Origin of the sequence: Sphingobium sp. Leaf26 (assembly GCF_001421665.1) — a bacterium.
Lineage (GTDB): Bacteria > Pseudomonadota > Alphaproteobacteria > Sphingomonadales > Sphingomonadaceae > Sphingobium.
Genome location: NZ_LMKV01000001.1, coordinates 446436 through 470097 on the forward strand (window position 1 = coordinate 446436; position 23662 = coordinate 470097).

Genomic DNA, 23662 nt, shown 5'->3' on the forward strand with positions numbered 1-23662 from the left:
CGCAGTTCGCCAATGGGGTCTTTATGCAGGACCGCACGGACACATCGCCCGCCCCGACGCCCACTTCGCATTTCTTCACGTCGTTGCGGACCCGGTTGCACTATCTCGATTGGGGAAATCCGTCGGCGCCGACGCTGATTCTGGTGCATGGCGGGTTCGACCATGCGCGCAGTTGGGACTGGACGGCGCGCGCACTGTCGCGGGATTATCACGTCATCACCCCCGACTTGCGGGGCCATGGCGACAGTGGCTGGTCGCCGGACGGCGCCTATCTGATGGCGCATTTCGTCTACGACCTGACGCAACTGATAGACCTGCTGGATCGCCCGCCGGTCACCATCGTCGGCCATTCGCTGGGCGGCGCCATCAGCCTGCGCTATGCTGGCCTTTTCCCCGACAGACTACGCAAGCTCATTGCGATCGAGGGACTGGGTATTTCCCCCGAACGGTTGAAGGAAAAGGCGGAGCAGCCCGCACCCGATGCCTGGCGCGAATGGATCGACAGTCGACGCGCCCGCGCGCGCAAGGCACCGCGCCGCTATCCCACCATCGAGGCCGCGATCGGGCGCATGCGCGAACGTAACGAGCATCTGACGGTGGAGCAGGCGCTGCATCTGACCAGCCATGGCGTCAACCGCAACGAGGATGGCAGCTATAGCTGGAAGTTCGACCCCTATCTGAAGGGCGGTGCGCCGCACAGCGGGTCGGACGAGGAACTGCCCACCTTCTGGCAGCGCATCACCTGCCCCACCCTGCTGTGCCTGGGTCAGGACAGTTGGGCGTCCAACCCGGAAAAGGACGGGCGCATCCGCCATTTCAGCGATGCCCGGCTGGTCGAGTTCGCCGATGCCGGCCATTGGCTGCACCACGACCAGTTTGATCGCTTCATCGGCGAACTGCGCATATTCCTAAAGGGTGAAGCCGGTGACAGCCGCACGGTAGTCCGCCTTTAATCCGGCGACGAAATCGGCGGTCGGCTGCACCGCGCCGATCGCGCCGATGCCCTGACCGCAGCCCCAGACGTCGCGCCACGCCTTCTTGTCGCCGCCGGTCATGGCGGCAAAATCCATGTCCTTCGCCTTGGGCAGGGCATCGGGATCAAGGCCCGACGCCACGATGCTGGGGCGCAGATAATTGCCGTGGACGCCGGTGAAGACGTCGGAATAGACGATATCGGCGGCATGGCTGTCCACGATCATCTGCTTGTAGGCGGGGTCGGCATTGGCCTCCGCCGTGGCGATGAAGGGCGACCCCATATAGGCGAGGTCCGCGCCCATCATCCGCGCCGCCGCGATGGCCCGGCCGGTGGCGATGGAGCCGGACAAAGCGAGCGGCCCGTCGAACCACTGGCGGATTTCCTGGATCAGGGCGAAGGGCGACAGGGTGCCGGCATGACCGCCCGCCCCGGCCGCGACCGCGATCAGGCCGTCCGCCCCTTTCTCGATCGCCTTTCGGGCGAACATGTCATTGATGATGTCGTGCAGGACGATGCCGCCATAGCTGTGGATCGCGGCGTTCACATCCTCCCGCGCGCCGAGCGAGGTGATGACGATCGGCACCCGATATTTGACGCAGAGCGCCAGATCCTCTTCCAGCCGGGCATTGGTGCGGTGGACGATCAGGTTGACGGCGAAGGGCGCGTCGGCGTCGGTCAGTTCCGCCTGCAACTGCTGCAACCACGCCTCGAACAGGCCGGACGGCCGCGCGTTGAGCGAGGGGAAAGCGCCGACGATCCCGGCCCGGCATTGCGCCATGACCAGCGCCGGTTGCGAGATGATGAACATCGGCGATCCGATCAGCGGCAGCGACAGGCGCCCCTCCAGCAAGGTCGGCAGGGTCATGAACGCACATCTCCTCTCTTCTATCTTCCCCGGCGCTAACACCGGTGGAGCCGGGGAAAAAGGTCAAAATCTACTGTATTGATGTATTAATACAGTAGTGCTAGAATCACGTCCTCGGAACAGGCTGAGGAGCCGGACGATGTATAGCGAGAGCGATCTACAGGATGCCGTAGCGGCGGGTGCGATCCGCCCCGAAGCGGCGCAGGCGTTGCGGGACCATGTGGCGGGGCTGCGCGCCACGCCGCTGGTCGATGAAGAACATTTCCGGCTGCTGACCGGCTTCAACGATATCTTCGTTTCGATCGCCAGCATCATCCTGCTGGTCGCGGTCTGCTGGCTGGGCAACAGCCTGCGATTCGGCGCGCCGGAGCATCAGCCTGTCTTCATGTCCGGCATGCTGGTCGCCGCCGTCAGTTGGGGGCTGGCTGAATATTTCACGCGGGCGCGGCGCATGGCGTTGCCCTCCATCCTGTTGCTGGTCGGCTTCGTCGGCGGCGTGGCCTTTGCCGTGGGCGCGATCGGCATCCAGATATTTCCGCATGCGGGCGACAGCCTTGGCTCGATGATCCTGTGCGTCGCGGCCGCCGCCGGCGCGCTGGCCGCCTGGCTGCACTGGCGCCGCTTCATGGTGCCGATCACCGTGGCGGTCGGCGCGGCGGCGGCAGCCGGCGTGGGCGTGACGCTGGTGCTGGCGGCGGCGCCCGACAACGCCACCCTGCCCTTCCTGCTGTTGCTGACAGCGGGCCTCGCCATCTTCGCGCTGGCCATGTGGTGGGACATGAGCGACCGGGCGCGGACCACGCGCCGGTCCGATGTCGCCTTCTGGCTGCACCTTGCCGCCGCGCCGATGATCGCCCATTCGCTGTTTCACCTGCTGGGCGTGCTGGACAGCGACCAGATCAGCGTCGGTCGCGCGGTGCTGGTGGTGGCCCTCTATGTCGCCTTTGGCCTTGTGGCGCTGGCGATCGACCGGCGGGCGCTGCTGGTGTCCAGCCTCGCCTATGTGCTGTTCGCGCTTTACGCCCTGTTCCGGCAGGCGGGCGCGGTGGAGCTGTCCTGGGCGCTGACCGCGCTGGTGATCGGATCGGCGCTGCTGCTGCTCTCCGCCCTGTGGCACCATGCCCGCGCGCGGATCGTCCACGGCCTGCCGGATGCGGTGACGCAGCGCCTGCCCTATCTGGACCGGGCGGCGGTTTAAGGCGGCGATCAGGGTCACGGCAAAGTCACGATCGGGTCAGGCCAGCGAAGTTCACACCGTCGCTGGCCTGATTTTTCGGGGCTTTTGCACCGGCCATGCGTCACCAAGGCACTCGCCACGCGCCATCTTCGCGCCTCCAACATGTCCCTTTCATCACGGGGGCGCACCTGTCGGGTCACACCGACGCGCCATTGAAGCGACGGGTGAGTCATGGGGCAAGGGCGTAAAAAGCGGAGGTGGAGCAGGCTCATCCGACAGGATAGATCAAAGATTATCCTACCTTGGAAGGGTGATGATGATGGGACGGCGGGTAGCGACCATTCTTGGTCACTCAGCCAGATCATCTGCATTCTTGAAACCAGCCGCTCATTCAGATGGCTAAGCGAAGACTGAACGACCAGATCTGTTTGAAAGCGGACATAAGCGCATTGTGTGTTAACGCTGCCGCATGACCGCAGGCTATCAACCTTCATCCGCCTTTCTGATACAGGTGCTCAACGAGGAAGTCCCTCTAAGCGGCAGCGAATATGCCACTGCCAATCTCAACAAAGTGATTGGGTTTGTTACAGATCAGGACGCAACTAATCGAGATTGGGCGGCGTTCATATTAAGCAATTTCGATCTCGACACACCGGAACTTAGATCGGCTTTAGTTGCATTCGCCGACGATCCGAATGATCGGGTTAGGGCTGAGGCCATCCGGGGATTGGCACAAAGAGACAGGGCATTGGCCTTGCCATACATCCAGAGCGCGCTTTCCAACCCACCAGTTATGGTCAACATCTTTGAGGCAGCCGCCATTGTTGCTGATCCCGCTCTTCTCGCGCCGTTGAAAGCCTTCGCAGGAAGCTAGGGCGACGGGTGGTTCGACGATCTTGTGACGGACGCGATTGCAGCTTGTGAGGCAGCAAGTACAGATCAACGCGAGTGACGAACGTCCGCTAATGGGGCAATTGTTGACGGACGATTTTTCTTCCCGCAACGTCCGCTATCGCCGATCATCTCCCTAAAAGCGGACGGTCTCAAATCCATCCATATCCGTCACCCAAGCATCACAGGCGGCAGGTTGCTAGGCCTGCTACTCCGATCTGGGCAGTGGTGTCGATTGAACGTTACGGACGTCCGCGTTCATCTGCGCCGCTAGAACCCGCCATCCTCGCCTTCGCCCGGCTGGGTTGGCGCGATCCTGGGCGGCGGTGCCTCGTCTGGCGTTGCCGGACCGCGCGGCTCGATCGGCAGCCGTATCAGCCCGCCGCCGATATTCACCGTCATCCCGCCTTCGTCCACGCCGACGCCGACATTGCCGATGCCGGTTTCCACCGTCACATTGGCGATGGCGTTGACCAGATCGGGGTCTTGCTCCGCGTCGGACGTATCCTCGACCGGCTCGTTGATCGCGCCGCTCATGAAATTGCGCCAGATGCGCGCGGGCACGCCGCCGCCGGCCGCGCCGCCGGGCAGGGGGGTGTTGTCGTCATTGCCGATCCACACCGCCGTCACCAGCCCGCCCGCATAGCCCACGAAGATCGCGTCCCGACTGTCCTGCGTCGTTCCCGTCTTGCCGAAGGTGCTGGTGCGCAGCGCCGCCGCGCTGCCGGTGCCGCGATTGGCGGCGGAGGACAGCAGGTCACGGATCATCTCCAGTTGATCGTCGCTGAAATGGCGCTGGCGCTGCATCAACTTCTCGAACCAGCCCTGTTCTTCCGGCGGAAGGCCATGGGCGACCACCGGATAGGCGCCCGCCGCCACCGACGCATAAGCCTCCACAAGTTCCACCAGCGGAATTTCCGACGTGCCTAGCGCCAGGCTCAGATCCTCGGTCAGCGGCGCGGTCACGCCCAGGTCGCGGGCGACCTTGATGACATTGTCGACCCCCACCTTCTGGGTCAGCCGCACCGCCGCGACATTGCTCGACGCAGCGAACGCCTGGCGCAGGGTGATGCGCCCGCGATATTTGCCGCTATGATTGGCCGGGCGATAGGTGCCGGTGGTGATCGGCGTGTCGTCGATCATGTCGTCCGGCGTCATCCCCGCGCGAAAGGCGGCGAGATACACGAACAGCTTGACGGTCGACCCCGGCTGGCGCTTCGCCTGCACCGCGCGGTTGAAACTGCTCTTCCCGTAATTCTTGCCGCCGACCATGGCGACGACGCTGCCGTCGGGCTTCATCGCCACCAACGCCGCCTGCGCCCCGCCCAGAGGTGCCCGGCGGATCGCCGCCTCGGCCAGCCGCTGGATGCGCCAGTCGAGCGTCGTCTCCACCGCCTGCTCGCCATAGACAGCGCCGGCCCGGTCGCGCGCCTGCGGCAGTACCCAGTCGGCGAAATAGGTGCCGCTGGTCGGATCGGGATCGTCATGCACATTGAGGCGCACCGGGGGCAGGGCGTTGCGCTCCGCCTGGCTGATGTAGCCCGCATCCACCATGGCCTGAGTCACCAGCGCGGCGCGGGTGCGGGCGCCCTTCAGGTTGGACGTGGGGGCCAGACGCGACGGCGCCTTCAACAGCCCCGCCAGCATCGCCGCCTGCGGGATGGTCAGCCGATCGGGCGACCGGTTGAAATAATGCAGCGCGGCGGCGCGCAGCCCGTACACATTGTCGCCGAAATAGACGTTGGAGAGATATCTCTCCATGATCTGGTCCTTGGTCAGCCAGGCTTCCAGCCACATGGCGATCAGCGCCTCGCGCGCCTTGCGGCCGAAGGTGCGGTCGCTGGAGAGGAACACGCCCTTGGCCAGCTGCTGGGTAATGGTGCTGCCGCCCTGCGATGACCCGTCCGACCAGAGATTATGCCACATGGCGCGCGCGATGCCGCGCGGATCGACGCCCCAATGGCTCTGGAAGCGCCTGTCCTCGATCGCCATGAACGCTTGCGGCACATGGGCGGGCAGTTCGGCGACCGTCACCGGCTTGTCGATCACCGCACCGCGCCGGGCGATCAGATGTCCGTCCGCCGACATCAGGCTGATCGCGGGCGGGGCGATGGGCTTGAGCGATCGGGACAGCGGCGCCGTCACCGCCAGCCAGGCGATCAGGATCATCAGCACGGCCAGCCCCGCCGCGACCACCCATCCGCCGATCTGCAACCGGCGGCGCCAGGGTGTGGGACGGGCAAAGGCACTGGGCGGCCCCTCGCCGAAGGCGCGCGGCGGCAGCGTGTGGGGATCGACGGGGGTGGACTCGGTCATCTCTTCGTTCATGCTGTATTGTTCACATCATACAGTCAAGCCTGTCCCGTGGCGGGACAGGCGCAAATTAAGCATAAAAGTCACTGGTCGATATGGTAAATTTTGCGTTAACCATTGGCTATGCGAAACCGTCCCCTCGTCCTGACCACCGAGTCCGCCCGCCATCCCTTCCGTCAGCGGCTGCCCGCCCATGTGCTGCGCGTGGTGGACGCCGGCCCCACCCGCGTGAAGCGGGTGCGCGACGATGACAGCGACTGGAAATTGTTCGGCTTGAGCTTCGCGGCCTTTTTCACGGCCTTTTACAGCTTCATTTTCTGACCGATCGACCGGGGCGTTCCCGGTCAATGGCATAAGGGGCCGTCGCAGGCCTTGTGTAATTTCCACGCCATCGCCGCGCAGGGCAGCGTCAGGATGGCGACCAGCAACAACTGCATCACCACCGACATGCCGGCTGCACTCAGGCCGATGGTGAATAGCGCCCCGATCACCATGGCGCCTGAATTGACGATATTGTTGGCGGCAACGGTCCGCGCCGCCTCGCATTTTTCGACCGTGGTGGTCAGGAAAGCGTAGAGCGGCACCACGAACATGCCGCCGAACGTCGATGTTCCCAAAAGGCAAAGCGACAGCGGTATCGCCAGTGGATGGGCTAGAAAGCCCGTCAGCGACAGCATCTGCCCGTTGGGGGCAGGCGTCCACAGGTCGCATACGATGTGGAAGGCGACGATGCACAGGCCCATGCCGATGACGGATGCCGGAGCATATTTGGCCGACACATGACCCTGCAACAGCCGGTTGATCGCGATCGATCCGATGGCGATGCCGATCGAGAAGATGGCTAGGAACAGGCTCACAACGGGTTTGTCGGCGGTCAGTACATTCTTCACCAGTGGGGTGAACTGGATGAACAGGATGGAGCCGACCGCCCAGAACAGGCTGATCGACATGATCGCCAGGAACAGCCGGCGGATATGCATCGTGCCGCGCACCAGCGTGATGGACGATCGGATGATGTGAAAATCGATCGGCTGCGTTTCCAGCAGCGACGGCGCCGAGGGCACCTTGCGACCGGCAAAATAGCCGATCAGCGCGGTGATGACGATGCCGATCGCAGCAATTTCCACCGGCAGAATCCCGGCCAGAATCGTGCCGGCCAGAATCGCGATATAGGTGCCCGCCTCGACCAGCCCCGTGCCGCCCAGCACTTCGTCATCATGCAGATGCTGGGGCAGGATCGCATATTTGATCGGGCCAAAGAAGGTGGAATGGATGCCCATGGCGAACAGCGCCGCCAGCAACAGGGGAATCGCCAGCGTATGGACGGCGATCCCGCTCCAGATCAGCGCGAGTCCCGTCGCGCCCACCACCATGATCCCGATTTCGGCCGCTTTCACCCATCGGATGATGACGGCCTTGTCACGCTGGTCCGCCAACTGACCCGACAGCGCGGACATCAGGAAAAAGGGCAGGATGAAGACGCCGGTGGCCAGCGCGCTGAACCAGGTTTCCGACCTTTCGTCATTATACACCTGGTACACGACGAACAGCACCATCGCGTTCTTGAACAGATTGTCGTTGAACGCACCCAGTAGCTGGGTGATGAAAAGCGGCAGAAAACGACGCTTGTTCAAGAGCCTGAGAGAGGCTTGCATGGATAAGGGGGACTTCTTTCCCGTTAGCGACCGGGCGGGGTCTAGCCGCTGGCGGCGTCCATGTCCAATAGCGTTGCACAGGGCCACGGTCATGCTTGTGCACTGTCCCGGACTGTGGCACTTCGCGGTCATGCTGACGCTGCCCAATTTGCTGACGCTTTCGCGCATCTTCACCGTGCCGCTTCTGGTGGCGCTCTTGTGGCCGGCTGAACTCGGCGCTCGCTGGACGACCGGCTATGCGCTGGCGTTCGGCCTCTACTGCCTGATGGGCATCACCGATTATTTCGACGGCTATCTTGCCCGCGCGCAGGGCACCGTGTCGAAACTCGGCGTGTTCCTCGATCCGATCGCGGACAAGATCATGGTCGGCGCGGTGATCCTGATGCTCGCGGCGACGCGCGACATCACCGGCATCCATATCGCCGCCGCGATGATCATCCTGCTGCGCGAGATCGCCGTATCTGGCCTGCGTGAATTTCTCGCCGGCTTGCAGGTGTCGGTGCCGGTGTCGCGCCTCGCCAAGTGGAAGACGACCTGCCAGATCATCGCGCTGGGCGCATTGATCCTGGCCGGCGCGGTGCCGCAATTCCCCTTCGTGCAGGCGGTGGGCATCGTGACGCTGTGGGCGGCCGCCATCCTGACGCTGGTTACCGGCTGGGATTATCTGCGCGTCGGCATCCGGCATATGGACTGAGCCTCATGTTGACGCTGGTCTATTTCGCCTGGGTGCGCGAAAGCATCGGCCGCGACGAGGAGCGGATCGAGCGCCCCGCGCCGGGCACGACGGTCGCTGGCCTGATCGCCACGCTCGCCGCGCGCGAAGGTGGATATGCCGAAGCATTGGGTGATCCCACCAAGCTGCGCGCCGCGATCGACCAGCATTTCGTGCCGCTTGATACCGTCATCGGTGAGGCCCGCGAAGTTGCGCTCTTCCCTCCGGTCACCGGCGGGTGAAGCGGGTCGCGATCCAGTCCGGCGATTTCGATATGGCCGCCGAACTGGCCGCGCTGGAATCGCTGGGCGGTGGCGGCGTGGCCAGCTTCACCGGGGTGGTGCGCGGGGAGAGCGGCCTGATCGCGCTGGAACTCGAACATTATCCCGCCATGACGGCACCGCAGGTCGATCGCATCGTGGACGAAGCCCTCGCCCGCTGGCCGTTGCTGGGCGTCAGCGTCATTCACCGGTTCGGCCGTCTGGAGCCGGGCGCGCGCATCGTCTTCGTCGGTACCGCCTCGCGCCACCGCGCCGCCGCACTGGCAAGCTGCGCCTTCCTCATCGACTGGCTGAAATCGCACGCGCCCTTCTGGAAGAAGGAGCATTTCGCCGATGGCGCGACCGCATGGGTCGCCGCCCAGGCCGAGGATGAGGCCAAGGCGCAGGGCTGGAACGCCTAAGCCGCCTCGGGCAACCGGCAACTGGTCACCGCCGCATCCCGCAAGATACCGGCCAGCAGGTGAAATTCCTTCTCGCGCGGGCTGTTGCGCCGCCACACCAATGCGATGTCGCGCGACGAGCGTTTCGAATCCAGCGGCCGTGCGGTGATGTTCGTATGTTCCAATATCCCGGCGGCGATCGCCATTTCCGGGATCATCGTCACGCCCAGCCCATTGTCGACCATCTGGATCAGCGTATGCAGCGACGTGCCCATCATCGTCGTGCTGGCGCGCAGGTCGGGCCGGTTGCACGCGGCGAGCGCATGGTCCTTCAGGCAATGGCCGTCTTCCAGCAGCAGCAGCTTGCTCTCGTCGATCATGTCCGGGTCGATCCAGTCCGGCGGGTTGCTCGGTTCGTCCTTGGGAAAGGCGACATAGAGCCGGTCCGCGAACAATATCTCGCTATCCATGTCGCCCATGGGGAAGGGCAGCGCCAGCAGCACGCAATCGACATTGCCATGGCGCAGCGATTCGATCGCCGCCTGGCTCGTCTCCTCGCGCAGATAGAGTTTCAACTCCGGGCGCTCGCTCCGCAACCGGGGCAGCAGGCGCGGCAGCAGGAAGGGGGCGATGGTCGGGATCACGCTCATCCGCAATTCCCCGCTCAACGGCTTGCCCGAAGCCTGCGCGATCGCCGCCAGTTCCTCCGCCTCGCGCAGCACGCGATGCGCCTTCTCCACGATCCGGTCGCCCAGCGCGGTGAAGCGCACCACCCGCCGCGTCCGCTCCACCAGCGTCACGCCGATCAGCGACTCCAGTTCGCGGATGCCCGCCGACAGGGTCGATTGGGTGACGAAGCAGCTATCGGCCGCCTTGCCGAAATGCCCCTGTTCCTTCAGCGCAACCAGGTATTGGAGCTGTTTCAACGTGGGCAGGTAACTGGACATTCATCGGCTTCCTCGATCAGAAAGCCGGATATAAGAGGCTCAGCCGATAAATCCAAGCCATTTGCCCACGCCGAACAGCGACGTCAGCGTCAGCACCACGCCGACCGCGGAGAACAACGTCCGCGGCGCGACATGGCGGGCCAGCATCGCCCCGAACGGCGCCGCCACCACGCCGCCGATCAGCAGGCCGAGCGTATAGGTGGTGAACGCCTCCCAGCCCAGATGCAGCAGGAAGGTCAGGCTGATCGCCATCGTCAGGATGAATTCGACCGTATTGACCGTGCCGATCGTATGGCGCGGGCTGGACCCCTGCAACAGCAGGTTGGACGTCACCACCGGACCCCAGCCACCGCCTCCGGTCGCGTCCATGAAGCCACCGACCAGCCCCAGCGGCGTCACCCATTTGGGATCGCGTGGCTTGGGCGGCAGGTGGAACCCGCGCCAGATCAGATAGAGGCCGATCGACGCCAGATAGACCTGGATGAACGGCTTGATGACGGTGCCGTCGATGTTGGACAGGATATAGGCGCCGGTCACGCCGCCGATAACGCCGGGAATGATCAGCCTGGAAAACAGCTTCCAGTCGACATTGCGGTGCAGGATATGGCTGATCGCCGACACGCCAGTGGTGAAGGTTTCGGCGACATGGACGCTGGCCGACGCGCGGCTGGGCGGCACGCCCAGCGTCAGCAGCAGGGTGCTGGAAATCACGCCATAGGCCATGCCCAGCGCGCCGTCGATGACCTGCGCCCCGAACCCGACCAGTATGAAGGGCCAGATATCGCCGAAATTGGCGATCAGACTGTCCATCATCCACTACCCCTCATATGATTTGTCTACTCTCATGATTGGAATATCCTGAACGACCAAGCAAGTTTCTATTTATGGCGCAAAAGCAGGCATGGCGCGCCATCTGGAAAAGCGCCGCTCATTCCCTTATATGCGTTGCTCATAACAACGGTTGAAACTGTCAGGGACGTCCGCATGGTGCGCAGCCTCATTGCCTATCTGGATTCGGTCAAGAGCCGCGATCCCGCACCCCGCTCCCGTGCCGAAATCCTGCTCTATCCCGGCGTCTGGTCGCTGGCCTTCCATCGCGTGGCGCATCGCCTTTACCGCGCCGACCTTTTCTTCCTCGCCCGCGCGGTCAATCATCTGTCCCGTTTCCTGACCGGCAACGACATTCATCCCGGCGCGAAGATCGGCAAGCGCTTCTTCATCGACCATGGCTTCACCGTGATCGGTGAGACGGCGGAGATCGGCGACGACGTCACCCTCTACCAGAATGTGACGCTGGGCGGCACCGATCCGGCCAACGGCATCGCCGGCAAGCGCCACCCCACGCTGCATGACGGCGTGATCGTCGGGTCCGGCGCGCAGGTGCTCGGCCCGATCCAGGTCGGCGCCCGCGCCCGCGTCGGCGCCAATGCGGTGGTAACGAAGGATGTGGCCGAAGCCGCGACCATGGTGGGCATCCCCGCTCGCGCGATGCTGGTCGACGTCACCGCCTACCAGCGCGACTTCATGCCCTATGGCACGCCCTGCACCGACTGTTTCGACCCGGAAAAGCAGAAGCTGGAACTGCTCCAGTGCGAGGTCGAGCAATTGCAGAAGCGCCTTGCCGAACTGATGGAGGAGCGGCAGGCGCCGGTCTTCCGCGACGATGCGCCGCTGTTCAGGGAGCGTGACCGGGCCTGATGACCAATGTGACGCCGTTTCCCAATGCAGGGGCGGGTGGCCAGGTCGGGTTCGACCGGCTGGAATTGCAACGGATCATGGACCTGTACGGGCGGATGGTGTCGGCCGGTCACTGGCGCGACTATGCCATGGACATGGGCCGCGAAGCCGCGATCTTCAGCGCCTTCCGCCGCTCCGCCGAGCGCCCCGAATATCGCATCGAAAAACGCCCGTCGCTGCGTCACCGCCAGGGCATGTGGACACTGGTCGGCGAAGGCGGCCAGATATTAAAGCGCGGTCAGGAATTGCAGGGCGTACTGGCGCCGGTCGAGCGCAAGCTGTTGCGGATTGTCGAGGATTGAGCGGCGGGGTTGGGTGGTTAGGGGACTGTCGGCTACTTGGCATCGCTTAGCGATTAGCTGACATTGCCGAGCAATGTAGATGGCGCGTCCCGGATTGCAAAAGCAACCTGCTCAAACTTTATTGCAGACGTATTTTCGCCGCCAACGGAATAACCCTCCAAAAGGCTCATTCTCCCATGCTCGAAGAAGAGGAGCATCCCAAGACCATATTCCATACCATCGACGTTCGCATATACATTCAACCCCAGGGGGCTTGATAAGATCGCGGGGGCCGCTGTTGAAGAAACCGAGATGGTCGTGAAGAAGCCGCCACCTGTATTTTCTCTTTTCTCAACCACCACAGATTGAAGCTGCTCGCGCAAAGGGCTGAGAAAATTTGGCTTCTCGGCCAAGATTGCACTGATTGCTGCGCGCTCTAGTTTAGTCAGTTGCGTCATGGATGTCGATTATTCCATTAACAGGAGTGTTCGTAACTGGGGACAACAATTCGATGGGCGAAAGGCAAACAATGGTCGATGTCAGCCTGTAGGCAGATGCCGTGCAAGCCGCTCCTCCAGTAATGCCACCAGCGCCGGGTCCATGAATACGAAGTCATCTGGTATGTCGAGACAGATCATCCGCTTTCCATTGAGCGAGGAGCGGAAGCGTTTCTGGACCTTGGTGCGGTGCATCTTTTCCATGACCACGATCACGTCGGCCCACTTGATCAATTCCGATGTGAGAGGGTTTTCAGCATCATTATTTGTGCCTGCCGATGAAACTTCGAGATCCGATCGCCCGGAAAAAATCTGCTCGGCAGTCGGGCTGCGAAGACGGTTCTGACTGCAAACAAACAAAACATTTTTCACGGGCATAGCCTCCCGACCTGACAGATGCTGCGATGTACTGTCAGCTTTGGGGAAAGGTCAATTGAGCTAGAAACGGCTTGATTTGGTCGTCATCGGACATTCCATCTTCCCGCAAAAGAAAAAGGCCCCCGCACTGCGGAGGCCCCTTCCCTGATATTCGCGATCCGCGAACCGATCACATGTGGATCGGCTTGCCCCGGACCGCCATGGCCGCTTCCTTGATCGCTTCGCTGTGCGTCGGATGCGCGTGGCAGGTGTAGGCGATGTCTTCGCTCGACGCGCCGAATTCCATGGCCTGCGCCGCCTGCGCGATCATCGTGCCGGCGGGCGTCGCGATGATCCACACGCCCAGCACCTTGTCGGTTTCGGCGTCGGCGATGATCTTCACGAAACCGTCCGGCTCATGATTGGTCTTCGCGCGGCTATTCGCCATCATCGGGAATTTGCCGACCTTGACCGCGCCCTTCTCCTTGGCTTGCTCTTCGGTCAGGCCCACGCCCGCGATTTCCGGCTTGGTGTAGACGACCGACGGGATCACGGCGTGGTTCACGATGCCGGTCAGGCCCGCGATATTCTCCGCGACGGCAATGCCTTCGTCCTCGGCCTTGTGCGCCAGCATCGGACCGGGGATGACGTCGCCGATCGCCCAGACGCCGGGAACCTTGGTCGCGAAGTCATGATCGGTTTCGATCTGGCTACGCGCATTGAGTTCCAGACCGATCTTGTCGAGGCCAAGCCCTTCGGTGTTGGGACGGCGACCGATCGACACGAGGACGACATCGGCCTCGATCTTCTCCGCATCGCCACCAGCGGCGGGTTCGACCGTCAGGGTCACGCCCTTTTTGCCGACTTCCGCGCCCGTGACCTTGGTGCCGAGCTTATATTCGAAGCCCTGCTTCTTGAAGATCTTGTTGGCTTCCTTGCGGACTTCACCGTCCATGCCGGGCAGGATCTGGTCGAGATATTCGACCACGGTGACCTTCGCGCCCAGGCGCTTCCAGACGCTGCCCAGTTCAAGCCCGATCACGCCGCCGCCGACGACGACCAGATGACCCGGCACCTTGTCCAGTTCCAGCGCGCCGGTCGAATCGACGATCTTGCCGCCAGCATTGTCGACCGCCACGCCCGGAAGCGGCGCGACCGAGGAACCCGTCGCGATGACGATGTTCTTCGCCGTCACCTTTTCACCGTTCACTTCGACGGTGTTCGCGCCGGTGAAACTGGCCAGGCCCTTGAGCCAGGTGACCTTGTTCTTCTTGAACAGAAATTCGATGCCGCCGGTCAGGCCCTTGACCGCGTCGACGCGCTGGCCCTGCATGGTGGACAGGTCCAGGCTCATCTTGTCGATCTTGACGCCCAGCTTGGCGAGCGTGCCGTTCGCCGCCTCGTCATAGAGTTCGGATGCGTGCAACAGCGCCTTGGACGGGATGCAGCCCACATTGAGGCAGGTGCCGCCCAGCGTTTCGCGGCTTTCGGCGCAGGCGGTCTTGAGGCCAAGCTGCGCCGCGCGGATCGCGGCGACATAGCCACCGGGGCCAGCGCCGATTACCAGAACGTCATAGTCGAAATCGGACATGGGGTTTTCCCTTCTCCAGTCATGCCAGCCAAACTGGCATTTCCCCGGCCCTTTTCAAGGGCGGAGGTGCCCCGGCATGAAGCCGGGGCGACATTAGGCGGTTATTATTACAGGTCGATCAGCAGGCGGGTCGGATCTTCGATCGCATTCTTCACCGCGACCAGGAAGGTCACCGCTTCGCGACCGTCGACCATGCGATGGTCGTAGCTGAGCGCGAGATACATCATCGGACGCGCCACGATCTGACCATTGCGGACGACCGGGCGTTCCTCGATGCGGTGCAGGCCCAGGACCGCCGACTGGGGCGGGTTGATGATCGGGCTGGACAGCAGCGAACCGAACACGCCGCCATTGGAGATGGTGAAGGTGCCGCCCTTCATATCTTCCATGGTCAGCTTGCCTTCCTTGGCCTTCTTGCCGAAGCCGCCGATGGTCTTTTCGATGTCCGCGACGCTGAGCGCCTCGGCATTGCGGATGACCGGAACGACGAGGCCCGTCGGGGCCGACACGGCGACCGAGATGTCGCAGAAGTCGTTATAGACGATCTCGTCGCCTTCGATCTGTGCGTTCACGCCCGGAATATCGCGGAGCGCCATGCAGACGGCCTTCGTAAAGAAGCCCATGAAGCCCAGACGGACGCCATGCTTCTTCTCGAACAAGTCCTTATACTTGGCGCGCGCTTCGATGATGTTGGTCATGTCGACGTCGTTATAGGTCGTCAGCAGCGCGGCGGTGTTCTGCGCTTCCTTCAGACGCTTGGCGACGGTCTGACGCAGACGGGTCATCTTCACCCGTTCCTGCTTGCGGCTCGGACCAGCGGCCGGCGCATCGGCGGCGGGCGCAGCGGCCGGCGCACCGGCGGCAGCCTTGGCCGTGCCAGCAGCGGCAGCGGCGGTAACGTCGTCCTTGGTCAGGCGACCGTCCTTGCCCGTACCCTTGATCCTGCTGGGGTCAAGGCCATGTTCCAGCACCAGACGGCGCACCGCCGGCGACAGGGTCAGGTTACCACCTTCTTCGTCGTCCGACGCGACGGGAGCCGAGGCAGCCGGAGCCGGCGCAGCAGCTTCGGCCTTGGCAGCAGGAGCGGCAGCAGCGGCGGGCGCAGGCGCGGCAGCGGCCGCACCACCTTCGTTCACATAAGCCAGCAGCGCGCCGACTTCGACCGTGTCGCCTTCCTTGGCGATGATGTCGCCCATGACACCGGCGACGGTCGAGGGCACGTCGACCGCAACCTTGTCGGTTTCGAGGCTGACGATCGGCTCGTCGACCTTGACGGCTTCACCGGGCTTCTTGAGCCACTGGCCCACGGTTGCTTCGGTAACGGATTCGCCCAGTGTTGGGACTTTGACTTCGGTAGCCATGAGCTTGATCAGCCTTTCTTCTGGCGACGGATTTCTTCACGAACGCTGTGACCCAGCGCATCGGCGACGAGGGCGCCCTGTTCGGACACATGGCGCGACGCCAGGCCCGTAGCGGGCGAAGCGGATGCCTTGCGACCGGCATAGCGGGCGCGCATCGGCGCCTTGCCGGCAGTGGCCAGCGCTTCCTCGATATAGGGTTCCACAAAGAACCATGCGCCGTTGTTGCGTGGTTCTTCCTGACACCAGACGACCTCTTCCAGATTGGTCATGCGCGCGATGCGCTTGGCCAGGGCTTCGGTCGCGAACGGATAGATCTGCTCGATACGAACGATCTGCACGTTCTTGTCGCCGGCTGCGTCGCGGGCGTCCATCAGGTCATAGAAGACCTTGCCGGAACACAGGACCAGGCGCTTGGTATCCTTGTCCGCCGCCGGATTGGGGTCGGACAGGATGCGCTTGAAGTGCGTCTGGCCCAGGAAATCCTCGGCCTTGCTCACCGCCGCCTTGTGCCGCAGCAGCGACTTGGGCGCCATGATGATGAGAGGCTTGCGGAAGGGCCGCAGCATCTGGCGACGCAGCGCGTGGAAATAATTGGCCGGGGTCGTGATGTTCGCGACCTGGATATTCCCTTCGGCGCAGAGCTGAAGGAAGCGTTCCAGACGGGCCGAGCTATGTTCCGGCCCCTGCCCTTCATAGCCGTGCGGCAACAGGCAGACGAGGCCGTTGGAGCGCAGCCACTTGGTTTCCGACGAGACGATATACTGGTCGAAGATGATCTGCGCACCGTTGGCGAAGTCGCCGAACTGCGCTTCCCAGATCACCAGGCTCTTCGGGTCCGCCAGCGCGAAACCATATTCGAAGCCCAGCACGCCATATTCGGACAGCGGCGAATCCAGCACTTCGAACCGGCCGTGCGGCACGGTCGAGAGCGGGATGTATTTCTTCTCGCTATCCTGATCGGTCCAGACCGCGTGACGCTGGCTGAAAGTGCCACGCCCGGAGTCCTGACCCGACAGGCGGACGCCATAGCCTTCCGACAGCAACGAACCGAAGGCCAGCGCCTCACCGGTCGCCCAGTCGAAATTCTCGCCAGTCTTGAACATCTCGGCCTTGGCCGCAAGCACGCGGGTCAGCGTCTTGTGGACATTATGGCCTTCGGGAACGGTGGTCAGCGTCTTGCCGAGGCCGTCGAACAGCTTGTTGCTGATCGCGGATTCGACGCTCTGGCGCGAGGTTTCGGCGTCAGCGGGCTTGTGCAGGCCCGACCAGCGACCGGCGAACCAGTCCGCCTTGTTCGACTTGTAGCTTTTGGCCGCCTCGAACTCGTCTTCCAGATGGTTGACGAAATCGCCCGTCACCTTGTTGACATAGTCGTCGTCCACCACGCCTTCGCTCTTCAGACGCGCCGAATAGACGTCGCTGACCGGCGGATGCTGGCGGATTTCCTTGTACATCAGCGGCTGGGTGAAGCCCGGCTCGTCGCCTTCATTATGGCCGAAGCGGCGATAGCACCACATGTCGACCACCACGTCGCGATGGAAGGTCTGGCGATATTCCATCGCCAGTTTCGTCGCGAAGGTCACGGCTTCGGGATCGTCGCCATTGACGTGCAGGATCGGCGCCTGAACCCCCTTCGCCACATCCGACGGATAGGGCGAGCCGCGCGAGAATTGCGGGCTGGTGGTGAAGCCGATCTGGTTGTTGATGATGAAGTGGACGCAGCCGCCGGTATTGTAGCCGTGGACGCCGGAGAAGCCGAGACATTCCCAGACGATGCCCTGACCCGCGAACGCCGCGTCGCCATGGATCAACACGGGCAGAACCTGCTCATGCTTGCCCAGATCGTCGCGGAAGGTCTGCTGCGCGCGGACCTTGCCCAGCACCACCGGATCGACGGTTTCAAGATGCGACGGGTTGGGGACCAGCGACATATGGACCTTGATGCCGTCGAACTCGCGGTCGGTCGAGGTGCCGAGGTGGTACTTCACATCGCCCGAACCGCCCACATCTTCGGGATTGGCGGTGCCGCCCGAAAATTCGTGGAAGATGACGCGGAAGCCCTTGGCCATCACATTGGCCAGCACGTTCAGGCGGCCGCGATGGGCCATGCCGAACACGATTTCGCGCACGCCGGACTGGCCACCATATTTGATGACCGCTTCCAGCGCGGGAATCATGGATTCGCCACCGTCCAGGCCGAAGCGCTTGGTGCCGACATATTTGCGGCCCAGGAACTTTTCATACTGCTCGCCCTGGATGACCTTGGCCAGGATCGCCTTCTTGCCTTCCGGCGTGAAGATGATTTCCTTGTCCTTGCCTTCCAGACGATCCTGGAGGAAGCGGCGCTCCTCCACGTCGGCGATGTGCATATATTCCAGGCCGACATTGCCGCAATAATTGGCGCGCAGGATCGCGACGATCTCCGCCACGGTCGCATATTGCAGGCCCAGCGTGCCGCCCAGATAGATCTTCTTCGCAGGATCGGTCAGGCCGTGATATTCCGGCGTCAGATCGGCCGGCAGATCACGCTTGGTCAGGCCCAGCGGATCGAGATTGGCGGCCAGATGCCCGCGCACCCGATAGGTGCGGATCAGCATCTGCGCGCGAATGGCGTCGTCGGCGGCGGCAACGGCATCGGTGTCCGACACGGCCTTGCCAGCGGACTTGGCGGCGGCCTTTACGGCGACCTGCATCTGCGTGGGGTCCATCGCCCCGGTCAGATCGTCGGTCTCGCTCAGCGGCCAGTTATCGCGCGCCCAGCTTGGCCCGCGTTCGATCTCCCCAACCGCGTCAAAAACTTCCTGGTTCTCGTAACCCATTACCCTAGTCCCATCCCAGCCGCGTGCAGTCGCGGAGCGGGAAAATCAGCGGCCGGGGTGCAGCCCGGCCGCCTGTATATGCTGTATATGTAGGAGTTATTTTACCCCTTCAAGACCTCGACCAGCGTCGAGCCCAGTTCGGACGGGCTGGCGGCGACCTTGATGCCGGCCGCTTCCATCGCTGCGATCTTGCTTTCCGCGTCGCCCTTGCCGCCCGACACGATCGCACCGGCATGGCCCATGCGACGGCCCGGAGGGGCAGTGCGACCCGCGATGAAGCCGGCCATCGGCTTCTTGCGGCCACGCTTGGCTTCGTCGATCAGGAACTGCGCCGCCTGCTCTTCCGCATCGCCGCCGATTTCACCGATCATGATGATCGATTCGGTCGCGTCGTCGGCCAGGAACAGTTCCAGCACGTCGATGAAATTGGTGCCGTTGACCGGATCGCCGCCGATGCCGACGGCCGTGGTCTGGCCCAGGCCGGCGTTGGTGGTCTGGAATACGGCTTCATAGGTCAGGGTGCCGGAGCGCGACACGACGCCGACCGAACCCTTGGAGAAGATGGAACCGGGCATGATGCCGATCTTGCATTCGCCGGGGGTCAGGACGCCGGGGCAGTTCGGGCCGATCAGGCGCGACTTGCTGCCCGACAAAGCGCGCTTCACGCGGACCATGTCCAGAACCGGGATGCCTTCGGTGATCGCAACGATCAGCGGGATTTCCGCGTCGATCGCCTCCAGGATCGAGTCGGCCGCAAATGGCGGCGGCACGTAGATGACCGAAGCATCGGCGCCGGTCTTGCTCTTGGCTTCCGCCACGGTGTCGAACATGGGCAGGCCGATATGGGTCTGGCCGCCCTTGCCCGGCGTCACGCCGCCGACCATCTGGCTGCCATAGGCCAGCGCCTGTTCGGTGTGGAACGTGCCGGTGGCGCCGGTCATCCCTTGCGTGATGACCTTGGTGTTCTTGTTAATGAGGATCGACATATGTCTTCCGGTCCTTTGCGTTCCCGGCGAAGGCCGGGGTCTATGTCTGGAGGCAGGCCTGCTCCCCGGCCGTTGCCGGGCAACAGGCCCAAATTCTATGTCACGCCAGCGAGCTATCGATGCCCTTGCACGCTTCCAGCAATTCCTTCACCGCGTCGACCGACACCTGAAGATTTGCCTTGGCTTCGTCGTTCAGCGCGATTTCGATGACCTGCTCGACGCCGTCCTTGCCGATGATGACAGGCACGCCGACATAGAGATTGTCGATGCCATATTGGCCGGTCAGGTTGGCGGCGGCGGGCAGCAGGCGCTTCTTGTCGCCCAGATAGGCTTCGGCCATGGCGATCGCGCTGGTGGCGGGGGCGTAGAAGGCCGAGCCGGTCTTCAGCAGCGCGACGATCTCGCCGCCGCCCGAACGGGTGCGCTGCACGATGGCGTCGATGCGCTCCTGCGTCGAACGGCCCTGCTTGATGAGGTCGGGGACGGGGATGCCGGCAACGGTCGAATATTCGATGACCGGGACCATCGTGTCGCCATGGCCACCCAGCACGAAGCTGGTGACGTCCTTGGCCGACACTTCAAATTCCTCGGCGAGGAAATGGTTGAAGCGCGAGCTGTCCAATACGCCGGCCATGCCGACGACCTTGTTGTGCGGCAGGCCCGAAAATTCGCGCAGCGCCCACACCATCGCGTCGAGCGGGTTGGTGATGCAGATGACGAAGGCGTCAGGGGCGTTGGCGGCGATGCCTTCGCCTACGGCCTTCATGACCTTGAGATTGATACCCAGCAGGTCGTCGCGGCTCATGCCCGGCTTGCGGGCGACACCGGCGGTGACGATGATGACGTCCGCGCCCGCGATGTCGGCATAGTCGTTGGAGCCGGTGATCTTCGCGTCGAAGCCTTCGACCGATGCGCACTGCGACAGGTCGAGTGCCTTGCCCTGTGGTACGCCTTCGGCAACGTCGAACATGACGATATCGCCGAGACCCTTGAGAGCCGCCAGATGCGCGAGAGTGCCGCCGATATTACCAGCGCCAATGAGCGCGATCTTGTTACGGGCCATATGCAATCATCCTCCAAGTCTTGAACTACTGGAATTGCTGGTCCGCCTACGCCCTTCGAACAGGGGTTTCAACCGGCGAAATCCCTCAAAGGCAAATTATCTTTGCAATTCGTTCGCAATTGCATTAAGGCCGATTCACACCCTGTCGCTGTGGGCTTCTACCCTGGTCCCCAGCCTTCCCTGCAGAGGTATCCTGTCGGGTGCCATCGTGATCGACGGCACCCGACCTGTTTTTCCAGCATAAGATTGCGTCCTGATGAACGGCGCGCACGACATGGGACGGGCGGATTCCGCCCGGCGACGAGTTGATCGATGCGTGCAATGAGCCGGCGGAAAATCCGGTCGCGATATTATTTCGGCCCGTGGCCCAGCGCGAGATAATCGTCCGACTGCATTTCCATCAGCCGCGACACGGTGCGTTCGAACTCGAACGCGCCGTCGCCTTCGGGATAGAGCCGCATCGGCTCGGCATCGGCGGACGCCAGCAGCTTGACCTTATATTCGTACAGCGAGTCGATCAGCGTCACGAAGCGCGCGGCTTCGTTGCGCTTCTCCGGCCCCAGCACCGGGATGCCGACGATGATGACCGTATGATATTTGCGCGCGATCGCCAGATAGTCCGGCGCGCCCCGCGCTTCGGCGCACAGTCGCTTGAAGGAGAAGACGGCGACACCCTTGAGGCTCTTGGGGACGTGCATCGTCCGCCCGCCCTGCACCACCAGTTCCTCCGACGGCACTTTCGCCCGGTCCTCGACCGAAAAGTCGGTCAGGCGGAAGAAGGCTTCGGACAGCGCCCTGGTCGCCTCCGGCCCGTTGGGGCAATGCCACAGCGTCGCGTCGCCCAGACGGTCGCGGCGATAATCGACCGGCCCGTTCAGCGTCATCACGTCCAGCTTCACCTTGATGAGGTCGATGAAGGGCAGGAAAAGCTGGCGGTTGAGGCCGTCCTTGTACAGTTCGTCCGGCTCGCGATTGGATGTGGTGACGATCGTCACCCGCTTTTCCAGCAGGCCGGTGAACAGCCGCGACATGATCGCCGCATCGGCCATATTGTTGACGACCATCTCGTCGAAACAGAGCAGCCGTGCTTCCTCGGCCAGCGATTCGACTACCGGCGGAATCGGGTCGCCCGTCTCGGACTTGCGCGCCTCGGCCAGCCGGGCATGGACGTCGAGCATGAATTCATGGAAATGGGCGCGCTTCTTGCGCTGCACATGCACCGTGTCGAAGAACAGGTCCATCAGCATCGACTTGCCGCGCCCTACCCCGCCCCACATGTAGAGACCACGCGGTGGCTCGGGTTGCTTGCGCAGCAGTTTCCATAGCGTCGATCCGCGCGCGGGCGCCGCTTCCAGTTCGTGCTGCAACCGGTCGAGTCGCTCCGCCGCCGCCCGCTGGTCCGGATCGGGACGCAGTTCGCCGGCCTGCACCAGCGCGTCATAACGGGCGATCACACTCGTCATTTAGGCCGGGAGGGCTTGCGCAATGTAGCGGTGGAGGCGGCGACCGGCGCACCATCCTGGGTGATGAGCATGCGCAGGAACATCATGCGGCCGGTTTCGCGCAGCAATTCGACCTGTGCGATCAGGTCGGGACCGACCCGGCCGACGCCCAGATATTGCATGGACAGGTCGACGGTCATGCCGTTGACAACATCCCGATGCCCCATGGCCCACAGCCCGCCGAAAAAGGCATGGTCGGCAAAGGCGGCGAGGAAACCACCGTGCAGCGTATCGAGTCGGTTGCGATGGCTGGAGCGCGTCTCCAGCCCCACCTGCGCCTTGCTGGCGCTTTCGCCGCGCATATAGCCGCGGCCGATCGCTTGCAGGAAGGTGTCGGGATGCGGGTCGGACCATGCGGCCCAGCCCGCCCATTTCCCTTCGGTCAGCGCAAGGCCGCCGACTATGCCGTCACTCGCCAACTTTATAGCTGCCGTTCGACCATCATCTTCTTGGTTTCGGCGATCGCCTTCGCCGGGCTGAGGCCCTTTGGACAGACATTCGCGCAATTCATGATGGTGTGGCAGCGATAGAGGCGGAACGGATCTTCCAGATCGTCCAGACGCTCGCCGGTATATTCGTCGCGGCTGTCCGCCAGCCAGCGATAGGCCTGGAGCAGGATCGCCGGGCCGAGGAACTTGTCGCTGTTCCACCAGTAGGAAGGACAGCTTGTCGAGCAGCAGGCGCACAGGATGCACTCGTACAGGCCGTCCAGCTTTTCGCGGTCGGCGGGCGACTGGAGCCGCTCCTTGCCCGACGGCGGCGGCGACACGGTCTTCAGCCAGGGCTGGATCGAGTTATATTGCGCGTAGAAATGGGTGAAGTCCGGCACCAGATCCTTGATGACGTCCATGTGCGGCAGCGGCGTGATCTTCACATCCTTGCCGGCGCATTCGTCGATCGCGGTGGTGCAGGCGAGGCCATTGCGGCCGTTCATGTTCATCGAGCACGACCCGCAAATGCCTTCGCGGCACGAGCGGCGGAAGGTCAGCGTGGGATCATATTCATTCTTGATCTTCAGCAGCGCGTCCAGAACCATCGGGCCGCAGCTGTCGAGGTCGATCTCGAACGTGTCGTAACGCGGGTTCTGCCCGGAGTCGGGATCGTAGCGATAGACCTTGAAGCTGCGGACATTGGTCGCGCCGGCGGGCGCGGGATGGGTCACGCCCTTGCCGCTGATCTTGCTGTTCTTGGGCAACGCAAATTCGGCCATCGCTCGTCGAGCCTCTTCGAAAGATGTCTGTCAGTTGGGGGTCCGCATAGCGAAAATTCAG

General features: G+C 63.1%; 24 protein-coding genes. 9 read left to right on the forward strand and 15 right to left on the reverse strand.

What is annotated here, in order from left to right; all coding sequences use genetic code 11:
* Positions 1 to 23: 23 nt before the first annotated feature.
* Positions 24 to 953 carry an alpha/beta fold hydrolase gene (locus ASE85_RS02150; RefSeq protein WP_056684256.1) on the forward strand — a complete coding sequence of 310 codons (930 nt, stop codon included), beginning with the start codon at positions 24 to 26 and terminating at the stop codon, positions 951 to 953.
* On the opposite strand, the gene ASE85_RS02155 is transcribed toward ASE85_RS02150, so the two are convergent.
* A complete protein-coding gene (locus ASE85_RS02155) occupies positions 909 to 1841 on the reverse strand; it encodes an NAD(P)H-dependent flavin oxidoreductase (RefSeq protein WP_056682726.1) in 933 nt (310 codons plus the stop codon). The genes ASE85_RS02150 and ASE85_RS02155 overlap by 45 nt on opposite strands.
* A 139-nt stretch (positions 1842 to 1980) precedes the next feature.
* Between ASE85_RS02155 and ASE85_RS02160 the strand changes: the two genes are divergently transcribed.
* Positions 1981 to 3039, forward strand: coding sequence for a hypothetical protein (locus ASE85_RS02160; protein WP_056682729.1), 1059 nt, complete (start codon positions 1981 to 1983; stop codon positions 3037 to 3039).
* A 448-nt stretch (positions 3040 to 3487) separates the two neighbouring features.
* On the forward strand, positions 3488 to 3892 hold the full coding sequence (locus tag ASE85_RS02165; protein ID WP_082462618.1) for a HEAT repeat domain-containing protein: 405 nt from the start codon (positions 3488 to 3490) through the stop codon (positions 3890 to 3892).
* A 287-nt stretch (positions 3893 to 4179) separates the two neighbouring features.
* Here the strand turns inward: ASE85_RS02165 and ASE85_RS02170 are convergent, their stop codons facing one another.
* On the reverse strand, positions 4180 to 6237 hold the full coding sequence (locus ASE85_RS02170) for a transglycosylase domain-containing protein (RefSeq protein ID WP_056682732.1): 2058 nt from the start codon (positions 6235 to 6237) through the stop codon (positions 4180 to 4182).
* 108 nt (positions 6238 to 6345) lie between these two features.
* On the opposite strand from ASE85_RS02170, the gene ASE85_RS02175 reads away from it, so the two are divergent.
* Positions 6346 to 6543 (forward strand): hypothetical protein, encoded by a 198-nt coding sequence (locus ASE85_RS02175; protein WP_056682735.1) that lies wholly within the window; start codon positions 6346 to 6348, stop codon positions 6541 to 6543.
* Between the two features lie 23 nt (positions 6544 to 6566).
* Here the strand turns inward: ASE85_RS02175 and ASE85_RS02180 are convergent, their stop codons facing one another.
* A complete protein-coding gene (locus ASE85_RS02180) occupies positions 6567 to 7877 on the reverse strand; it encodes an MFS transporter (RefSeq protein WP_056682737.1) in 1311 nt (436 codons plus the stop codon).
* A 130-nt stretch (positions 7878 to 8007) separates the two neighbouring features.
* Here ASE85_RS02180 and pgsA point away from each other — a divergent pair, with 130 nt between their 5' ends.
* From pgsA to ASE85_RS02195, 3 genes are read left to right on the forward strand one after another with little or no spacing between them, the layout of a single operon-like run.
* Positions 8008 to 8571 (forward strand): CDP-diacylglycerol--glycerol-3-phosphate 3-phosphatidyltransferase, encoded by a 564-nt coding sequence (gene pgsA / locus ASE85_RS02185; RefSeq protein ID WP_056682741.1) that lies wholly within the window; start codon positions 8008 to 8010, stop codon positions 8569 to 8571.
* 5 nt (positions 8572 to 8576) lie between these two features.
* Positions 8577 to 8831, forward strand: coding sequence for a molybdopterin converting factor subunit 1 (gene moaD / locus ASE85_RS02190; protein WP_056682744.1), 255 nt, complete (start codon positions 8577 to 8579; stop codon positions 8829 to 8831).
* Positions 8828 to 9271, forward strand: a complete 444-nt coding sequence (locus ASE85_RS02195; RefSeq protein WP_056682748.1) for a molybdenum cofactor biosynthesis protein MoaE — start codon at positions 8828 to 8830, stop codon at positions 9269 to 9271. Before moaD ends, ASE85_RS02195 begins: the two co-directional genes overlap by 4 nt.
* Here ASE85_RS02195 and ASE85_RS02200 read toward each other — a convergent pair.
* Together ASE85_RS02200 and ASE85_RS02205 are read right to left on the reverse strand one after the other, a co-directional pair.
* Positions 9268 to 10197: a hydrogen peroxide-inducible genes activator gene (locus tag ASE85_RS02200; RefSeq protein WP_056682751.1), complete on the reverse strand. Its 930-nt coding sequence runs from the start codon at positions 10195 to 10197 to the stop codon at positions 9268 to 9270. The two genes, ASE85_RS02195 and ASE85_RS02200, sit on opposite strands and share 4 nt — an antisense overlap.
* A gap of 39 nt (positions 10198 to 10236) precedes the next feature.
* The gene (locus ASE85_RS02205; protein ID WP_056682754.1) at positions 10237 to 11010 is read right to left on the reverse strand and encodes a sulfite exporter TauE/SafE family protein; all 774 of its coding nucleotides are present in this window, start codon (positions 11008 to 11010) and stop codon (positions 10237 to 10239) included.
* Positions 11011 to 11181: 171 nt separating this feature from the next.
* Here ASE85_RS02205 and epsC point away from each other — a divergent pair, with 171 nt between their 5' ends.
* Both epsC and ASE85_RS02215 read left to right on the forward strand, forming a co-directional pair.
* Positions 11182 to 11895, forward strand: coding sequence for a serine O-acetyltransferase EpsC (gene epsC / locus ASE85_RS02210; RefSeq protein ID WP_056682757.1), 714 nt, complete (start codon positions 11182 to 11184; stop codon positions 11893 to 11895).
* Complete coding sequence (locus tag ASE85_RS02215; protein ID WP_056682760.1) at positions 11895 to 12236, forward strand: DUF2794 domain-containing protein; 342 nt, start codon at positions 11895 to 11897, stop codon at positions 12234 to 12236. The genes epsC and ASE85_RS02215 overlap by 1 nt, the downstream gene beginning before the upstream one ends.
* A 53-nt stretch (positions 12237 to 12289) precedes the next feature.
* Here the strand turns inward: ASE85_RS02215 and ASE85_RS02220 are convergent, their stop codons facing one another.
* From ASE85_RS02220 to ASE85_RS02265, 10 genes are all read right to left on the reverse strand, one after another.
* Positions 12290 to 12673, reverse strand: coding sequence for a hypothetical protein (locus tag ASE85_RS02220; RefSeq protein WP_056682763.1), 384 nt, complete (start codon positions 12671 to 12673; stop codon positions 12290 to 12292).
* A gap of 81 nt (positions 12674 to 12754) precedes the next feature.
* Entirely contained in the window at positions 12755 to 13090 is a 336-nt protein-coding gene (locus ASE85_RS02225) for a low molecular weight protein tyrosine phosphatase family protein (RefSeq protein WP_200928278.1), read from the reverse strand.
* A 169-nt stretch (positions 13091 to 13259) separates the two neighbouring features.
* On the reverse strand, positions 13260 to 14660 hold the full coding sequence (lpdA, locus tag ASE85_RS02230; RefSeq protein ID WP_056682767.1) for a dihydrolipoyl dehydrogenase: 1401 nt from the start codon (positions 14658 to 14660) through the stop codon (positions 13260 to 13262).
* A 107-nt stretch (positions 14661 to 14767) separates the two neighbouring features.
* Positions 14768 to 16021 (reverse strand): 2-oxoglutarate dehydrogenase complex dihydrolipoyllysine-residue succinyltransferase, encoded by a 1254-nt coding sequence (odhB, locus tag ASE85_RS02235; protein ID WP_056682770.1) that lies wholly within the window; start codon positions 16019 to 16021, stop codon positions 14768 to 14770.
* 8 nt (positions 16022 to 16029) lie between these two features.
* Positions 16030 to 18840 carry a 2-oxoglutarate dehydrogenase E1 component gene (locus tag ASE85_RS02240; protein ID WP_056682774.1) on the reverse strand — a complete coding sequence of 937 codons (2811 nt, stop codon included), beginning with the start codon at positions 18838 to 18840 and terminating at the stop codon, positions 16030 to 16032.
* A 101-nt stretch (positions 18841 to 18941) separates the two neighbouring features.
* Positions 18942 to 19826 carry a succinate--CoA ligase subunit alpha gene (gene sucD / locus ASE85_RS02245; RefSeq protein WP_056682776.1) on the reverse strand — a complete coding sequence of 295 codons (885 nt, stop codon included), beginning with the start codon at positions 19824 to 19826 and terminating at the stop codon, positions 18942 to 18944.
* Positions 19827 to 19926: 100 nt separating this feature from the next.
* Positions 19927 to 20889: a malate dehydrogenase gene (gene mdh / locus ASE85_RS02250; RefSeq protein ID WP_056682779.1), complete on the reverse strand. Its 963-nt coding sequence runs from the start codon at positions 20887 to 20889 to the stop codon at positions 19927 to 19929.
* A gap of 350 nt (positions 20890 to 21239) precedes the next feature.
* Entirely contained in the window at positions 21240 to 22352 is a 1113-nt protein-coding gene (gene zapE / locus ASE85_RS02255; RefSeq protein ID WP_056682782.1) for a cell division protein ZapE, read from the reverse strand.
* The gene (locus ASE85_RS02260; protein WP_056682785.1) at positions 22349 to 22810 is read right to left on the reverse strand and encodes a PaaI family thioesterase; all 462 of its coding nucleotides are present in this window, start codon (positions 22808 to 22810) and stop codon (positions 22349 to 22351) included. Before ASE85_RS02260 ends, zapE begins: the two co-directional genes overlap by 4 nt.
* A 2-nt stretch (positions 22811 to 22812) precedes the next feature.
* On the reverse strand, positions 22813 to 23601 hold the full coding sequence (locus ASE85_RS02265; RefSeq protein ID WP_056682788.1) for a succinate dehydrogenase iron-sulfur subunit: 789 nt from the start codon (positions 23599 to 23601) through the stop codon (positions 22813 to 22815).
* Positions 23602 to 23662: the final 61 nt, after the last annotated feature.

Excerpts from the sequence above, each read along its gene's own strand:
- ASE85_RS02150 (WP_056684256.1), top strand. The coding sequence starts at position 24 with ATGCAGGACCGCACGGACACATCGCCCGCCCCGACGCCCACTTCGCAT.
- ASE85_RS02155 (WP_056682726.1), bottom strand. The coding sequence starts at position 1,841 with ATGACCCTGCCGACCTTGCTGGAGGGGCGCCTGTCGCTGCCGCTGATC.
- ASE85_RS02160 (WP_056682729.1), top strand. The coding sequence starts at position 1,981 with ATGTATAGCGAGAGCGATCTACAGGATGCCGTAGCGGCGGGTGCGATC.
- ASE85_RS02165 (WP_082462618.1), top strand. The coding sequence starts at position 3,488 with ATGACCGCAGGCTATCAACCTTCATCCGCCTTTCTGATACAGGTGCTC.
- ASE85_RS02170 (WP_056682732.1), bottom strand. The coding sequence starts at position 6,237 with ATGAACGAAGAGATGACCGAGTCCACCCCCGTCGATCCCCACACGCTG.
- ASE85_RS02175 (WP_056682735.1), top strand. The coding sequence starts at position 6,346 with ATGCGAAACCGTCCCCTCGTCCTGACCACCGAGTCCGCCCGCCATCCC.
- ASE85_RS02180 (WP_056682737.1), bottom strand. The coding sequence starts at position 7,877 with ATGCAAGCCTCTCTCAGGCTCTTGAACAAGCGTCGTTTTCTGCCGCTT.
- pgsA (WP_056682741.1), top strand. The coding sequence starts at position 8,008 with ATGCTGACGCTGCCCAATTTGCTGACGCTTTCGCGCATCTTCACCGTG.
- moaD (WP_056682744.1), top strand. The coding sequence starts at position 8,577 with ATGTTGACGCTGGTCTATTTCGCCTGGGTGCGCGAAAGCATCGGCCGC.
- ASE85_RS02200 (WP_056682751.1), bottom strand. The coding sequence starts at position 10,197 with ATGTCCAGTTACCTGCCCACGTTGAAACAGCTCCAATACCTGGTTGCG.
- ASE85_RS02205 (WP_056682754.1), bottom strand. The coding sequence starts at position 11,010 with ATGATGGACAGTCTGATCGCCAATTTCGGCGATATCTGGCCCTTCATA.
- epsC (WP_056682757.1), top strand. The coding sequence starts at position 11,182 with ATGGTGCGCAGCCTCATTGCCTATCTGGATTCGGTCAAGAGCCGCGAT.
- ASE85_RS02215 (WP_056682760.1), top strand. The coding sequence starts at position 11,895 with ATGACCAATGTGACGCCGTTTCCCAATGCAGGGGCGGGTGGCCAGGTC.
- ASE85_RS02220 (WP_056682763.1), bottom strand. The coding sequence starts at position 12,673 with ATGACGCAACTGACTAAACTAGAGCGCGCAGCAATCAGTGCAATCTTG.
- ASE85_RS02225 (WP_200928278.1), bottom strand. The coding sequence starts at position 13,090 with ATGCCCGTGAAAAATGTTTTGTTTGTTTGCAGTCAGAACCGTCTTCGC.
- lpdA (WP_056682767.1), bottom strand. The coding sequence starts at position 14,660 with ATGTCCGATTTCGACTATGACGTTCTGGTAATCGGCGCTGGCCCCGGT.
- odhB (WP_056682770.1), bottom strand. The coding sequence starts at position 16,021 with ATGGCTACCGAAGTCAAAGTCCCAACACTGGGCGAATCCGTTACCGAA.
- ASE85_RS02240 (WP_056682774.1), bottom strand. The coding sequence starts at position 18,840 with ATGGGTTACGAGAACCAGGAAGTTTTTGACGCGGTTGGGGAGATCGAA.
- sucD (WP_056682776.1), bottom strand. The coding sequence starts at position 19,826 with ATGTCGATCCTCATTAACAAGAACACCAAGGTCATCACGCAAGGGATG.
- mdh (WP_056682779.1), bottom strand. The coding sequence starts at position 20,889 with ATGGCCCGTAACAAGATCGCGCTCATTGGCGCTGGTAATATCGGCGGC.
- zapE (WP_056682782.1), bottom strand. The coding sequence starts at position 22,352 with ATGACGAGTGTGATCGCCCGTTATGACGCGCTGGTGCAGGCCGGCGAA.
- ASE85_RS02265 (WP_056682788.1), bottom strand. The coding sequence starts at position 23,601 with ATGGCCGAATTTGCGTTGCCCAAGAACAGCAAGATCAGCGGCAAGGGC.